The 15,332-nt window shown below is 34.6% G+C and carries 14 protein-coding genes and 3 pseudogenes; 2 read left to right on the top strand and 15 right to left on the bottom strand.

The genetic code is table 11. The features are described 5' to 3' along the window. Positions 1-143: 143 nt before the first annotated feature. From yajC to hflX, 11 genes and pseudogenes are all read right to left on the bottom strand, one after another. A complete protein-coding gene (gene yajC, locus TA89_RS05225) occupies positions 144-425 on the bottom strand; it encodes a preprotein translocase subunit YajC (RefSeq protein WP_040211485.1) in 282 nt (93 codons plus the stop codon). Between the two features lie 25 nt (positions 426-450). Further along, on the bottom strand, positions 451-1,581 hold the full coding sequence (tgt, locus tag TA89_RS05220) for a tRNA guanosine(34) transglycosylase Tgt (RefSeq protein WP_040211483.1): 1,131 nt from the start codon (positions 1,579-1,581) through the stop codon (positions 451-453). A 16-nt stretch (positions 1,582-1,597) separates the two neighbouring features. After that, a complete protein-coding gene (gene queA, locus TA89_RS05215) occupies positions 1,598-2,623 on the bottom strand; it encodes a tRNA preQ1(34) S-adenosylmethionine ribosyltransferase-isomerase QueA (protein ID WP_040211482.1) in 1,026 nt (341 codons plus the stop codon). A 2-nt stretch (positions 2,624-2,625) separates the two neighbouring features. Beyond that, positions 2,626-3,681: a Holliday junction branch migration DNA helicase RuvB gene (gene ruvB, locus TA89_RS05210; protein WP_040211480.1), complete on the bottom strand. Its 1,056-nt coding sequence runs from the start codon at positions 3,679-3,681 to the stop codon at positions 2,626-2,628. Positions 3,682-3,692: 11 nt separating this feature from the next. Further along, positions 3,693-4,286 (bottom strand): Holliday junction branch migration protein RuvA, encoded by a 594-nt coding sequence (gene ruvA / locus TA89_RS05205; protein WP_040211479.1) that lies wholly within the window; start codon positions 4,284-4,286, stop codon positions 3,693-3,695. Between the two features lie 139 nt (positions 4,287-4,425). Further along, positions 4,426-5,013 (bottom strand): hypothetical protein, encoded by a 588-nt coding sequence (locus TA89_RS05200; protein ID WP_040211478.1) that lies wholly within the window; start codon positions 5,011-5,013, stop codon positions 4,426-4,428. A 286-nt stretch (positions 5,014-5,299) separates the two neighbouring features. Then, positions 5,300-6,040 carry a YebC/PmpR family DNA-binding transcriptional regulator gene (locus tag TA89_RS05195; protein ID WP_040211477.1) on the bottom strand — a complete coding sequence of 247 codons (741 nt, stop codon included), beginning with the start codon at positions 6,038-6,040 and terminating at the stop codon, positions 5,300-5,302. 112 nt (positions 6,041-6,152) lie between these two features. After that, positions 6,153-6,799 (bottom strand): annotated as a pseudogene (locus tag TA89_RS05190) (YigZ family protein). Positions 6,800-6,842: 43 nt separating this feature from the next. Beyond that, positions 6,843-7,739: a nucleotidyltransferase domain-containing protein gene (locus tag TA89_RS05185; RefSeq protein WP_040211476.1), complete on the bottom strand. Its 897-nt coding sequence runs from the start codon at positions 7,737-7,739 to the stop codon at positions 6,843-6,845. A 49-nt stretch (positions 7,740-7,788) separates the two neighbouring features. After that, positions 7,789-8,007: a hypothetical protein gene (locus TA89_RS05180; RefSeq protein WP_052447336.1), complete on the bottom strand. Its 219-nt coding sequence runs from the start codon at positions 8,005-8,007 to the stop codon at positions 7,789-7,791. 66 nt (positions 8,008-8,073) lie between these two features. Next, entirely contained in the window at positions 8,074-9,861 is a 1,788-nt protein-coding gene (gene hflX, locus TA89_RS05175; protein ID WP_040211475.1) for a GTPase HflX, read from the bottom strand. 119 nt (positions 9,862-9,980) lie between these two features. On the opposite strand from hflX, the gene hpt reads away from it, so the two are divergent. After that, positions 9,981-10,505 (top strand): hypoxanthine phosphoribosyltransferase, encoded by a 525-nt coding sequence (hpt, locus tag TA89_RS05170; RefSeq protein ID WP_040211474.1) that lies wholly within the window; start codon positions 9,981-9,983, stop codon positions 10,503-10,505. A gap of 23 nt (positions 10,506-10,528) precedes the next feature. Here hpt and yunB read toward each other — a convergent pair whose 3' ends face one another. Beyond that, positions 10,529-11,176 (bottom strand): sporulation protein YunB, encoded by a 648-nt coding sequence (gene yunB, locus TA89_RS05165; RefSeq protein ID WP_147590080.1) that lies wholly within the window; start codon positions 11,174-11,176, stop codon positions 10,529-10,531. A 131-nt stretch (positions 11,177-11,307) separates the two neighbouring features. Here yunB and TA89_RS18795 point away from each other — a divergent pair, with 131 nt between their 5' ends. Next, entirely contained in the window at positions 11,308-13,797 is a 2,490-nt protein-coding gene (locus TA89_RS18795; protein WP_052447335.1) for a transglycosylase domain-containing protein, read from the top strand. Between the two features lie 39 nt (positions 13,798-13,836). On the opposite strand, the pseudogene TA89_RS17940 reads toward TA89_RS18795, so the two are convergent. The 3 genes and pseudogenes from TA89_RS17940 to TA89_RS18530 all read right to left on the bottom strand — a co-directional run. Next, positions 13,837-14,448 (bottom strand): annotated as a pseudogene (locus TA89_RS17940) (DNA-3-methyladenine glycosylase); the annotation flags it as partial. Between the two features lie 137 nt (positions 14,449-14,585). Beyond that, complete coding sequence (locus TA89_RS05150; RefSeq protein WP_040211472.1) at positions 14,586-14,951, bottom strand: DUF1667 domain-containing protein; 366 nt, start codon at positions 14,949-14,951, stop codon at positions 14,586-14,588. A gap of 3 nt (positions 14,952-14,954) precedes the next feature. After that, a pseudogene (locus TA89_RS18530) lies at positions 14,955-15,332 on the bottom strand (pyridine nucleotide-disulfide oxidoreductase); the annotation flags it as partial.

Here is a 15,332-nt window from a genome sequence, read left to right as displayed (position 1 = left end):
ATAACACTGAGTATAAAAACCAATATAATAGTGATTATTAATGAAAATAATACACCTTTAATTATTTTTTTTATATATTCACTTCTCTCCAATAAAACACCCCCTATTTACTATTACATATGTAAATAGGAGGCGTAATATTACTATTTTTCAGTTTCTTCTTTTTCTATAACATTTGCAATTCCTTGCTTGCTTAGCTTTATTCTAGATCTGTCAGGTCCGCTTTCCAATATAATAAAGGAATCTTGAATGTTTACAATTTTCCCCATAATACCTCCGCGGGAGATAATCTCATCGTTAACCTTTAAATCATTGATCATTTGATTGTACTTTTTCTTTCTTTTATTCTCTGGGATAATAAGAAATAAGTAGAATACAACTAGCATTGCAATTAGAGGCAAAAATCCTCCTAAAGCTGTAGGCATATTAATTCCTCCTCGTCAATTTGATTTAAGCTCTGCCACCCCAGGCTTCAAGCTTTTCTTTTTTAAATTCTTCAAAGTAATCCCCATCAATGGCATTTCTTACTTCTGACATAAGTGTATTATAAAAATGCAAATTATGCAATACGCATAGACGCATCGCCAGCATCTCCTTAGCTTTAAACAAGTGTCTTATATATGCTCTGGTATAATTCCTACAAGCAGGACAGGTACATCCTTCATCTATAGGTCTACTGTCAACCTCAAATTTTGCATTCATAATATTAATTTTTCCATCAGAGGTAAACACATGTCCATGCCTTCCATTTCTTGCAGGAAGTACACAGTCAAAAAAGTCAACTCCTCTTTCAACAGCTTCTAAAATATTACTTGGAAGACCAACCCCCATTAAATAAATAGGCTTATCCTGAGGAAGGTGTGGAACAACAGCGGAAATGATTCTGTACATTTCTTCATGGGTTTCTCCTACTGCAAGACCACCAATGGCATATCCGTCTAAATCCATTTTAGAAATAGTTTGGGCATGCTTTATTCTAATATCATCATAAGTACCTCCCTGATTTATTCCAAAAAGCATCTGTTTGTTATTAACCGTATCAGGAAGGGAATTTAACCTTTTCATTTCAGCTTGGCATCTTTCCAGCCATCTTGTGGTTCTTTCCACGGATTTTATAACATAATCCCTGGTGGAAGGATTTGGGATACATTCATCAAATGCCATGGCTATAGTGGAACCAAGATTGCTTTGTATCCTCATAGATTCTTCGGGTCCCATAAATATCCTTCTGCCGTCTATATGTGAATTAAAGTATACCCCTTCTTCTTTAATTTCTCTGAGCTTAGCAAGTGAAAATACCTGGAAGCCGCCAGAGTCTGTAAGTATGGGTCTATCCCAATTCATAAATTTATGGAGTCCTCCCATTTTTCTAACAACTTCATCTCCCGGTCTCAGATGAAGGTGGTATGTATTTGAAAGCTCAACCTGACATCCAATCTCTTTTAAATCCATTGAGGATACTGCGCCTTTAATGGCGGCTAAAGTTCCCACGTTCATAAATACAGGTGTCTGTATTACACCATGAGGGGTATAAAACTCTCCCCGTCTTACATTGTTTTTCTTTTTTATAAGCCTATACATATTTTACCCCTTCCTATTATTTTATAAACATAGCATCTCCAAAACTGAAAAACCTATATTTTTCTCTTATTGCTATATTGTAGGCATTTATGATGTTCTCCCTGCCGGCAAGAGCGCTTACAAGCATAATAAGAGTGGATTCAGGAAGATGAAAATTAGTGATTAGTGCATCAACAATTTTAAATTTATATCCAGGATATATAAAAATATCTGTCCAACCGCTCTGCTCCCTTACAGTAGAATTTGTGTCTCCTATAGTTTCCAAAGTACGGCAGGAAGTAGTTCCAACAGCAATAACTCTGTTTCCTCTTCTTTTTGTTTCATTTATTATATCTGCAGTTTCCCGATTCATAATATAAAACTCGGAATGCATTTCATGGTCTTCAATGGTATTAACTTTAACTGGTCTGAAAGTACCAAGACCAACGTGCAGAGTTATATATGCTATATTAACCTTTTTATCTTTAATCTTATCCAAAAGCTCTCTGGTGAAATGTAGTCCTGCAGTAGGAGCTGCCGCTGAGCCCTCTTCCCTGGAGTAAACCGTTTGGTAGCGTTCTCTGTCCTCCAAAGTTTCATGAATATATGGAGGAAGGGGCATTTCCCCAAGCTCATCCAATATCTGCTCAAATACACCTGAATATTTAAAATCAATAATTCTATTGCCATTTTCTAAAACTTCTATTACCTCTGCCTTTAGCTTACCATCTCCAAAAAGAAATTCTGCTCCTGGTTTTGCCCTTTTACCAGGTTTTGATAAACATTCCCACTGATTTTGGGATAACCTTTTTAAAAGTAAGAATTCAATTTTACCACCGGAGCTAACTTTTTCTCCTATAAGTCTGGCCGGTAAAACCCTAGTGTCATTGAGAACTAATGTATCTCCCTCATTTAAATAGTCAATAATATCCCTAAAAATCTTGTGTTCAACACTCTCCTTATACTTATCTAAAACCATAAGCCTTGACGCATCTCTTTCCTTTAAGGGATGTTGAGCTATAAGTTCTTCAGGCAAATCAAAACTAAAATCGCTAACCTTCAAAATTAAACACCTTCTTTTGTATTGTCATAGTCATCAAATAATCCTATCTGTTTTTCATCCTTCTGAGGCTTCACCCTCTTCAAATGGGTGTAAGATTTATCTGTAGCTACCCTTCCTCTTGGGGTTCTTATAATAAATCCTCTTTGAAGCAGATAAGGCTCATATACATCCTGCACCGTATCTAATTCTTCTCCTATAAAATAAGCTAAAGTTTCAATTCCTACTGGTCCTCCATTAAAGTTATCCACTATAGCTTCCAATATTTTGTTATCTATTCTGTCAAAGCCTTCATTATCTACCTCCAGTAGTTCTAAAGCTTTTTTTGCAGTTTCGCCGTCAATGGTTGAATTCCCCATTACCTCAGAGTAATCCCTTACCCTTTTCAGCAATCTGTTTGCCACTCTAGGTGTTCCTCTGGATCTTTTAGCTATTTCAACTGCACCTTTAGTATCGATGCTGCAGCCTAATATTCCTGCAGATCTAACTATTATTTCTTTCAGCTGATTATCATCATAGTATTCCATGGAACATAAAACTCCAAACCTATCCCTTAAAGGAGAGGTAAGCATACCAATTCTGGTGGTTGCTCCTATAAGTGTAAATTTAGCTAAATCTAACCTTATGGATTTAGCAGAGGCTCCCTTACCCAATACTATATCAAGAGCATAATCCTCCATAGCTGGATACAAAATTTCCTCCACACTTCTATTTAACCTGTGTATTTCATCAATAAACAAAACGTCATTATCTTTTAAAGTAGTTAATATTGCCGCTAAATCTCCGGCTCTTTCAATAGCCGGACCTGATGTTATCTTTAAGCTGCCTTTCATTTCTCTGGCTATAATATTTGCAAGAGTGGTTTTTCCAAGCCCAGGAGGTCCATACAAAATAACATGATCCAGCGCTTCATTTCTCATTTTTGCAGCTTTTATAAATATATTCAGCCTTTCTTTTACTTTATCCTGTCCAATATATTCATTAATTCTTTGTGGTCTTAAGCTGTATTCAGAGTTAAAATCTTCTCCCAGGGTGGAAGTTGTAATTAATCTATCCTCCATATTTATCACCCCTAACCCATTAGTATTTTAAGTGCTTCCTTTATGATGTTTTCTAAAGTTTCACTTTTATTTACCTTTTCAAGAGCTTTGTTAGCCTCTCTTTCAGTATACCCCAGAGCAAGCAGAGCTTGAAGGGCTTCTGAAATATTGTTTCCCAATAGTGACTTTCCTTCATCTTCTTGAAAGATTTCCGAAAGATTTTCCCCTTTAAGCTTGTCTTTAAGCTCTAAAATAATTCTCTGTGCGATTTTTTTACCTATTCCCGGTGCTCTTGTAAGAGTCTTTTCATCTCCGATTAACACTGCATATTTAAGATTTTGCACAGAGGATATTGATAGAAGAGATAAAGCAGCTTTAGCCCCTACTCCATTTATGGTTAATAATAAATTAAACATTTCTCTTTCTTCCTTGCTCAAAAAGCCATATAACCCTATAAAATCTTCCCTCACCATCTGTTCAATATAAATCTGAACATTTTCTTTAACTTTTGGAAGTTCAGATATAGTGCTTCCTGAAACAAATATTTTATATCCAATGCCGTTATTTTCTACCACTATGTATTCCTTATTAATTCCCATATAAGTCCCTTTTATGTAGTCATACACTAAAATCACCTCAAAATTTATTCTCATAAAAATACATATTATACTTTAGCATTTATAGCTGAAATTATCAATAATTCACAAAAAATGATAAAATAAAAAGACTTTACGAATTGTTTTTCATAAAGTCTTCCATACAAGACTAAGAGTCATATTCACTTAAGGCATCCAGAGCCTCATCTCTTGTGTTAAACATAAACTCATGATTTTTGATTTTGTTTTTTTCAAAATCCTGAAGTACCTCTGCCCTTCTTCTGCTTATATCACTGTTTTTATTTTCTATTATAAGCTCTCCATTTTCAAGGCACTTATAAATGCATATAAATCCATCCTGAGTTATTCCCAAATAATACTTATCCTTAATAAGCCCTTTTGGAGAAGTCTTAATAAACACCATTTCCTTGGTGTTTATAGACTCTAAATTATAGCTCCTGTCCTTCATAAACTTAACTACAGTATCTTTATCAGCTTTACCTGTATAATTTAAGGTCTTTTTAAAATCTTTAAAATTATAGGCTTTGTATTCTGTAAATTCTCCGTTTTTTTCATCCTTGGACTTCAATATTATATTAATATCTTCTGAAACATCTGCTCCAGATGAAAAAGTGCTTTGTTTATCCCCCTCGTCTTCCTTTAAAAACTTATTTTTTGAAAGATAATAGGTTCCGGAAAACAATACTATTACCGCAGTTATTACAGAAATTGTTATTATAACTATATTTTTTTTCACGCGACATCACTCCCTATTGGGATTATGTCCACATTTTTACAAACTATACAACATCATTAATAAATCTTGCTATAATTTAAAAATTTCTTATGTTTTTAAAATTATATTTGTATAATAATATATTTTCTACAATCTCATAGAGTAAATTTTAAATTTAAAATATCAAATAATTATAAATTATATAATAAACACCTCTTCAATAGTATATATCTATATAGTACAAAGAAGGGATGTTTATTATTTTATAACAATATATTATTATATAAAATGTCAAGAAGATAATATTTTATTCGTCCCATCCCTCTGGGAAATCAGCATTATGATATATGTTCTGAACGTCGTCATCATCTTCTAACACATCAAGCATTTTTTGGAAGCTTGTAGCTGTAGCTTCATCTATAGCAGTATAGGTATCAGGAACCAATTTAACCTCTGCCTCCAAAAATTCTATACCGTTAGTTTCTAAAGCTTCTCTCACAGAGCCAAAATCCTCCGGAGTGGTAGTTATTACGTATACCTCATCTTCAGAAGTAAAATCTTCAGCCCCTGCTTCCAATGCCATCATCATCATTTCATCTTCATCCATTTCGTCATTTTTTTCTATGACGATCTGTCCTTTCCTTTGGAACATAAAGCTTACGCAGCCTGTAGCTCCCATATTACCTCCATGCTTTGTAAAGGCATGCCTTACGTTTCCTGCTGTCCTGTTCTTATTGTCCGTTAATGTTTCAACTATTAGAGCAATTCCAGAAGGACCATATCCTTCATATACTATATCCTCATAGTTTACAGCATCTAACTCTCCTGCTGCTTTTTTAATAGCTCTTTGAATATTATCAGAAGGCATATTTGCAGCCTTTGCTTTTGCAATTACATCTCTAAGCTTAGAATTTGCATCCTCGTTAGGTCCGCCGTTCTTAACAGCCACCATAAGCTCTTTACCTATCTTTGTAAATACTTTACCTCTTTTTGCATCTGCTTTACCTTTTTTTGCTTGTATATTATGCCATTTTGAATGCCCTGACATACTAATCCTCCTAGCCATATAAAATTAAAAATTATTAAATAAATTTAATATTATAAAAAACATAGACATTATAACATATGCCTTACCACTTCATCAACTGAGGCTTTAAATACTATATCTCTTTATAGTAAGCATTTCCTTCCTTAAAGAACACCTCAGGAGATTCTATCTCAATCTCTGCTCTTCCGCTGGTTATATTGATGATGAATTTCTAAGCTCCTCTATATAGTTTTCTTCTGCAATAAATGTTAAAGATACCATATCGCTGTAGTCTATATCTTTTATAAACCACCCCTTCTCCTCGGCTTCATATTGAATTTTTCCAAGAAGATCATATTGTATATCCACCTTTAATTCTGAAGCGTGAACTTTATCAACTATTCCTCCTGCCTTTACCGCAATGCTTGCACCTTTAATATATGCTCTGGTGAGACCTCCAGCCCCCAGTAAAATACCTCCAAAATATCTGGTTACTACTATTACAGTATCAGTTATTCCACTTTTCTTGATCACCTCTAATATAGGAATTCCTCCGGTACCCTGGGGTTCACCATCGTCACTGTATCTTTGGATTCCCTGATTTTCTCCGATAACATAAGCATATACGTTGTGTCTGGCTTCTCTGTGCAAGGTCTTTATCTTATTTATAAACTCTCTTGCTTCCTCCTCAGAGCTCACTCTCTTAACATGTCCTATAAAGGTAGATTTTTTCTCTTCAAATTCATCTGACGCTTCTTTTCTAATAGTCTTGTAACCCACAGTTCTACCTCCTTTAAATATAAAAAATACCCATTAAAGGGTATTAAATATAATAAACATTCTCTTTTAATATAACACAGCCATCTTCGGTTTTATAGTCTCTAAACTGCTTCTTAATATAACCATTTTCCCATAATTCATGGAGTATCTCCTCCATATTTATGTCATACCCCTGAAATAGTTTATCATTTTTAATATCCTCTGCACTTAATACCTTATCTTTTACTTTTAAAAAATTCAAAATCAGGGATGAGGTATTTTTTACAAGGGATTTTAGATTTTCTTCGATAAATAATATTAAATTATTAATGTCTTCAGGATTTTTGCCGCTGTTAAAAAATATCCTGTCTACATGAAATCTAAATTCACTGTTTAAATTCATAGCAAGAGATATGGTATCTTTGCTTATCATGTATCCAGAATCATTTACGTATAAATTAGCAAAATCCTCTATGCATTTTATAGCTAGAGCATAGGAAGTATATATTTTTTCGTTATAAATATATTTTTTACATACTCCTAAATTTTTAAGAAGCTGTCCCAGATACACTATGCTCCATCTCTCTCTGTCCAGATCAGCCACATATCTGCCTCTGTTATAAATGTTAGTTATGTCTGCATCTTTTGAAAAGCACAGCTTAGATGAGGAAAATAACCTGTGAAGCATTCCTCCTTTGATACTGCTTTCATAGAGCTTTATAAAATGCCCTTTAGATAAAAGCTTTATGTGGACAGGTACTCCGTTATAATCAGTGTATATATTTTTTATTTCTTCGCAGTTATCGTCTTTAATTACAAAGAGATCTATATCTGATTCTTCCCACAAGTCTCCACTTACCATACTTCCAAAAACCATGGCAGCCAGTATATTTTTGCTTTTTTTCAATTCTTCAATAGTAGTATTGTATGCCTTTTGGTATTTAACAATAATGTTATGCATAATATCCCCCCCATCATCCAAACAACGTGATTATGTAATAATTAAATTATTACATAATCACGTTGTTTATACAAATACTTTCCATTTTACCGCAGCGGCTGCAATAAAATATATGATTACATCCGCTTTGGCTTCTTATTGCCATGTTTGCTGTATAATCATCTAAATATTCCTCATTTCTTCCCTTTTCCCACATTATTTTCCCGCATACAGGACATGGGATTTTAAATTCATATAGTTTATTGCAGATAGGGCATATTTTATCCATATATATCGCCTCTGAATTTATTTTGGCGATATGTAATATTAATTATACAGTATAAGATAATCTATATTAACCATATATATATTTTTTACATTTATTATAAACCTCTTCATCCACCTGAGCTTCAATAAAGGTTCCATCTTCTTTAAACTCTTCCTTCATGACCCTTCCGTTTCTGTGGATATATGCAGTTACATGCTGTTCTGTATATGGAATTAAAAATTCTGCAGTTTTCAAAGTTTGAGGCAGAATCTCTGCTATATTCCTTAATAAGCCACTTAAATTAATGCTGTTTTTTGCAGATACTTCAATATACTTTTTATTAGCTAACTTCAGCTTAATCTCATTTAGGTTATCCTCTGACGCTATATCTATTTTATTAAGAACTATAAGGGTGGGTTTGTTTAAGGCTCCAAGCTCAAAAAGCACATTTTCCACCGCATCAATTTGATCTAAAGCATCTTCGGATGAAGCATCCACTACATGTAAGAGCAAATCAGAATAAATTACCTCTTCTAAGGTTGACTTAAAAGCCTCAACCAAGTCATGAGGGAGTTTTCTTACAAACCCAACGGTATCAGTTACAGTAACCACTCTGTTATCTTCTAAGTTTATCGCTCTGGTGGTGGTATCCAAGGTAGCAAAAAGCATATCAGCTTCAAAAACCTTATCTTTGCTGTGCATTTCCTTAGAGGCAGCCTCATCTACTAAAGCATTCCTTAAAGTAGATTTCCCTGCATTTGTATAACCTACCAATGAAATTTGAGGAATGTTTTGTTTACCTCTTTTTTCTCTCTGAATTTCTCTTACTTTTTTTATTTTTTCCAATTCATTTGATAAATCATATATTTTTTCTTTTATATGCCTTCTGTCTGTTTCCAGCTTTTTTTCTCCCGGACCTCTGGTTCCTATTCCTCCCCCGGTTCTAGAAAGAACGGTTCCTAAACCTGCAAGTCTTGTCAGTCTATATTTAAGCTGAGCTAGCTCTACCTGAATCTTTGCTTCTCTGGTCTTGGCCCTTCTTGCAAATATTTCTAATATAAGGGTGGTTCTGTCTATGACTTTAATCCCTATGGCATCTTCTAAATTTCTTACCTGAGATCCAGCAAGCTCATCATCAAAAATCATAACATTACTTCTGTATGCCTGTCGTAGAAGTGCGATTTCTTCAACTTTTCCCCTTCCTATGTAATAAGCAGCATCTATTTTACTTCTATTTTGAAAAACGCTGTAAACTACAGGAATATCGCAGGCTCTGGCAAGTTCAGCCAGTTCTTCAAGGCTTTCTTCGCTGTCACAGCCCACTATTATAGCCTTTTCGCTGTAATCTTCTGTTATATCGGAGTTTTTTATTATTTTTTCTGTATATTCAATCTTATCTAGTACATTTAACATAAGAGCTTTTTCTAGAGTTAAATTGTTTAATGAATCCGCTGCAAGTTTATCCTCTTCTATAGAGCAGAATCCTATGGATAAATCAGTAATGGAACCATCATATACACCAACCGCTGATATACAGTCAAGCTTCAATTTTATAAGAGCTGAAACGTCGAGAGCAGAAAGCCTTGAATTACCATTGGGATGAGTATGGATTATCCTTACTCCAGACAACTTCCTTTCAGATATATCCATTATAGGAATTTCTACCATAGAGCTGTCTCCCACAGAAACACTAACTACGTTTCCTTTTCTATCTATAGTAATGCTGACCTCTCTATCAATATTAGATGTGACCTGAACCATTAAATTAATCATTTCTTCTGTGGCTAAGCTGTATCTTGGAACCTTAATGTCATATATATTTTCAAGGAGCTGTAGCTGACTTTTTCGTACTCCTTCTACATTTCCATTAATCACTCAATCACCTCATTTATTCCTATTTTAGACCCATTTAATTGACTTCTTGACAACTTTCATATAATTTTATACTATTAGTCTAATGTTGTAAATATGTTACTTAGGTTTGGAGGATTATCATGGACGAAAATAAAAGAAATGTTTTAATTGATGAAAGTTCAATAAAGGAAAGGATAAAGATTGTAGCTAAGGAAATCACAAAAGATTATAAAGGTAAAAAGCTTTATGTGCTTTCACTGCTTAGGGGAAGCTTTATATTTACCGCTGACTTAGTTCGTGAAATCGATGAAAAGCTAAAAATCGGATTTATGACAACTTCAAGCTATGGTCATAACGAAGAAAGCTCCGGAATAGTTAAAGTTTTAAATGATATTCCTGATGATATAACAGGCTATGATGTATTAGTAGTAGATGATATTATAGATTCTGGAATTACCATGAACTTTGTAATTAACTACGTAAAAGAAAGAGGAGCATCTTCCGTTAAATCCTGTGTTCTTTTAGATAAGCCTTCCAGAAGAAAACTAGATTTGAAGCCTGATTACTGCTGTTTTGAAATAGATGATGTTTTTGTGGTAGGATACGGCTTAAATTACGGTGATCATTACAGAAATGTACCCTATGTATTTAATTGGGAAAAATAACTCTGGTATTCCAGAGTTATTTTTTATTCTCTTTCAAAATTAATACTGGTTCTGGGCACCTTTCCCACTATTATGGTTTCTACCAGGGGTATTTCCGTCTTTAGTTCCACTTCTTTACTTTTTAAAGGGATTATAATTCTTATGTTTGAAATCATATTTAAGTATATTTTATGTCTTGTTTGATTTATCCCTGCAGTTTCAAATTTGGAATTATAAGAGGTTTTTATATGACCTATAGGCTCCATCTTCACAGTAATCTTCGGCCCCCAATAAGACATTATATTATTCTTTGTTATATATCCTAATGGAAACTTTATCCCTACGCTTCCTATATTCTTCATGTCCTGTTGAGACTTTAACGCTATGGATGTGGATAAATTATTCATCTTCATAGTATTGGTTCTCACCATAGTGATATACCCTTCTTCATCCTTTTCTACAGTTATAAATTCATCGTAGTTGAAGCCTTCATTATATACTGCAGCAGCATTCTCATTAAAAATCTCGCTTGCCTTAGACTTCATTTCACTTTCTGCAACAATAATTACCGTTGGCATTATTATCCTGTCAAAGAAATATATAAATAAGCTGAATACCAAAAACACCACTGAAAAAGCAAAAAATATCTCAGACTTTACCCTGTTTTTATTTATTTTTCTTCTATACTTCAATTACAATCCCCTCGCAAATCAACTTACTAGTGTAATCAATTTATTAATATGCTATAATAAGTTATATTATTTTTAAAACCTAGAATTTCTTTTTTTTGCTGTACATATTTAACTATGATAAGGAGGAAAACATGGGAGAAAAAAAGAAGACAAAAAAGAAAAAGAACCGAAAAGCCGGCAGAATTTTCAAAGTTATTGCCTTAATTATATTATTCTTAACTTTAACTGCTGCTGTAGGTGGTGGAGGCTTTATTTATGCTGTGGTTAAATCAGCTCCTCCTCTTGATGTCAAAGAAATTCTAAATTTAGAACAGATATCAAAGATATACGACGATAAAGGGGAATACATTGATGATGTACCTACAGATGTTAAAAGAGATGTAGTGCCAATAAGCAAAATCCCAAAAAATCTTCAAGAAGCTTTTATAAGTATTGAAGATGAGAGATTTAGAAGCCATAACGGAGTAGATCCGCGAAGGATTTTAGGTGCTCTATATGTAGATATAAAAAAAATTATCACTAGGGAATCAGGACTTCATGGTGCATCAACAATCACTCAGCAGTTATTAAAGAATACTATTTTAACTGACAAGGTAAGTATAACAAGGAAAGTACAGGAGATGTATTTAGCTCTTAAGCTTGAAAAAATGCTTTCAAAGGATCAGATTCTGCAAGCTTACTTGAACACAATCCCCCTTGGCAGTACAACCTACGGTGTAGAAGCAGCTTCTCAGTACTATTTCAATAAAAGTGTAGATAAACTGGATCTTCTGGAATGTGCCTATATAGCAGGTGTGACCCAAAGTACCGATTTATACAATGCACTTACAGAAAGGTCACAGAAAAATCCTACCCCATACTTAAACAGAACAAAAACTGTTTTAGGTAAGATGAAGGAAAATGGGAAGATAAGTGCCGAAGAATATGATACTTCTATAAATGCTATTAATGATGGTACTTTTCAGAAGAAATTTGCAGATACTATAGCTCAGAGAAAATCAGAGAATCCAAATAAGCTTAATTTTGAATGGTTTTCAAGACCGGTTATAAAGCAGGTGAAATCACATTTAAAAGATAAATATAAATACACTGATGCAGAAGTTGATAAAATGCTTTTAAACGGAGGCTTACAGATTTACACCACAATGAATAAAGAGCTTCAGGAACATACCCAAGCAGTTATCAATGACGATAAGATTTTAGGAGTAAAATCCTATGTGGATAAAAATAATATAATTCAGCCTCAGGCTTCTGCAGTGGTAATGGATTATAGAACCGGTCAGGTAAAGGCAATAGTAGGAGGTCGTGGAAATCAGCCTCCAGGATCATATAACAGGGCGGCAGACCTAAAGAAATTTCCTAGACCTGCTGGATCAGCTCTAAAACCTTTGACAGTATATGCTCCGGCTATAGATACGAAGTTTGCTACAGCTGGTTCAGTTTTCGAGGACAGTCCATTAACCGGTTCTGCAGCTAAGGCCTTTCCTAGCGATCCACAGAACGACAACAGAAAATATCGTGGTTATGTTACCGTAAGAGAAGCTTTAAAATACTCCATAAACCTTGTAGCTATAAAAATGGAGCATGAAATGGGAGTTAAAACCGGATCTGCCTATGCAGAAAAATTCGGAATTGACTTTAGCAGTAAACCAGAAGAAAAAGAACAACTGGCACCCTTAGCGTTAGGAGAGTTTTATGGAACCAATACCTATCATATGGCTGCTGCCTTTGGAACCTTCGGTAACAATGGTATTTATACCGAACCTGTTATGTATACCAAGGTTGTAGATAAATACGGCAAGGTTCTATTAGAAGGAACACCTCAGCAGAGACCGGTTATATCTCCTCAGACAGCATATATAATGTATGATATGCTTAAAGGACCTATAAAATTTTCTGCTACAAGAGCACCTTTTGGTTCTATGCCTGTAGCCGGTAAAACCGGTACTTCCGGAGAAAGTAAGAACCTGTGGTTTTCAGGTTTAACTCCTCACCTTTCCGCTGCTGTATGGATTGGTTCTGATAAACCTGAAACAATTAAAAGTTCATCAGGTCGTACTTTAAACAGTAATGCTCCTGCATATGTATGGGGTCAGATTATGAAAAAAGCTCATGAGGGCTTATCAACGGAAGATATAAAGCCACCAAGCGGATTGGTTAAAGCATCGGTATGTAATGTATCTGGTCTTCTGCCTACTGAACTGTGCAAAATAGGCCACAATGGAAGCAGCAGCGTTGTTACAGATTACTTCATAGAAGGTACTGTTCCAACCTCTCTATGCGATGTTCACGTAGAAGCAGAGGTAAATACTTCAAATAATAAGCTTGCAACGGAAAATACTCCATCGCATTTAAGAGCTAAAAAAGTGTTTATTAAGAGAGATTATAAGCCTTCTAAAACCTTAGGCGATCAGCAGTATGTACTGCCTACAGAAAAAGACGATACATTACCTGCACCGGTGATACCAACACCCACACCGGCGCCATCAACACCTGTGACACCACCTCCAGGAGGAGCTACTCCTCCACCTCCAGGTCCAGGAAGCGGAGGTCAGCCTCCTAATCCTGGCAATACAGATACTCCTCCTGCAGAAGAAGGAGAAGGTGAAGGTCAAGAATAAGTTTATAATTATCAAAAAGTAAGCCTGCATTAATGCAGGCTTACTTTTTGATATATATTTATTATCTTTTATATAAAATCTCCATAGATAATCCTTTGCTTCCTCTGCATAGTCAATACCAACTCTCTTCGATGCCTTTATATCTTCTTCAGATACCAATTCTCCTTTGGTTATAAACAGCACATCACCACATAAATCAACTCCATTTAAACTTCTATCTATTTCGAGAGCTTTGCATAGTTTCCCCGGTCCGTTACATAAATTTATCTGCTTTTTTTTAGAAATATCTCCTGAGGACGAGTTATATCTATTAAGACTCATATACTCTATACCTTTTAAAGGTTCTAAAGCCCTGATGAGCACCGCATGGGGCAGTCCTACCTCCCCGCATACTACGTTCATGCAGTTGTGAATTCCGTAAATAAAGTAAACATATGACCTCCCAGCTTCACCAAACATTACTTCTGTTCTTTCAGTTCTTCTGTTGTTGTAAGAGTGTGCTGCTTTATCTTCAGGTCCTCTGTAAGCTTCAGTTTCTACTATTTTTCCCGTTATTACTTTTCCATTAACTGAATGCACAAGAATGCAGCCTAAAAGTTCCTTAGCAACAATTAATGAATCTCTTTTATAGAAGTTTCTATCAAGCTTCATAATTAAGTACACCTCATATTTAATAATAACTAATCTTTAGTATTATTATTGCTTTTTATATAAGTTATTATAAATAATTAACTTCCTGATAAAGCATAATAAATATATTTTGCTTTATCAGGAAGCTTCAGTCAAGTTTATATTCTGTTAATTTCCCTTGTGGCTACCATATCAACTCCGGTGCCTGCTATATTTTTTACAATTATATCTCCTATCTTTACAGGAGCATTTATCTTTATCCCTTTCAGCTCCTTTAGGCACTGGAATATAAGTTCCTTAGGCACATCACCTTTTGTCTTTATTGGAAGCATATTAACATCGCCATTTTCTACGGGAATAATACTGGTTACAATTCTGGTAGGATTTGCACACTCTTTTATGCCGTATTCCTCTCCCCTTTTACAACTATTCCCTGTAACCTTGGTGGCTTTACCATCATCTATAGTAACCTGCAGATTACATCCTAAGGGACACCTTATACATACTAACTCCTTTATTTCCATAGATTACTCCCCCTTTATCTCGATGCATATTTCTTTAAGTTCTTCTTCATTTAAATTTTTGCTTTTGATTGTAATTTCTTCCATTTCTCCAGGAGTCATAACCCTTTTCCTTATGTGGCTGATTATCCTTCCATTGATTTTCAAGTCTAAATAACAGTTCTTATAAACATTATCTACCCTGAATCTTACTAATATATCTCTGTCTAAATCGTTACTATCCAGATAGTAAGGAACCGTATACCTTACACCTTTTCCTGTACCTATAGATATATTTTTCTCTTTTCCCTGCCTTCCCTTTATATATTCAGCAGCATTTTTTCCTGCTGTATAGGATTCTTGAGTAACATAATCCACTAAGTCATGTACATGCAATACATTACC

Origin of the sequence: Clostridium polynesiense (assembly GCF_000820705.1) — a bacterium.
GTDB lineage: Bacteria > Bacillota > Clostridia > Clostridiales > Clostridiaceae > Clostridium_AA > Clostridium_AA polynesiense.
This window is presented reverse-complemented; position numbering and strand designations above follow the sequence as displayed.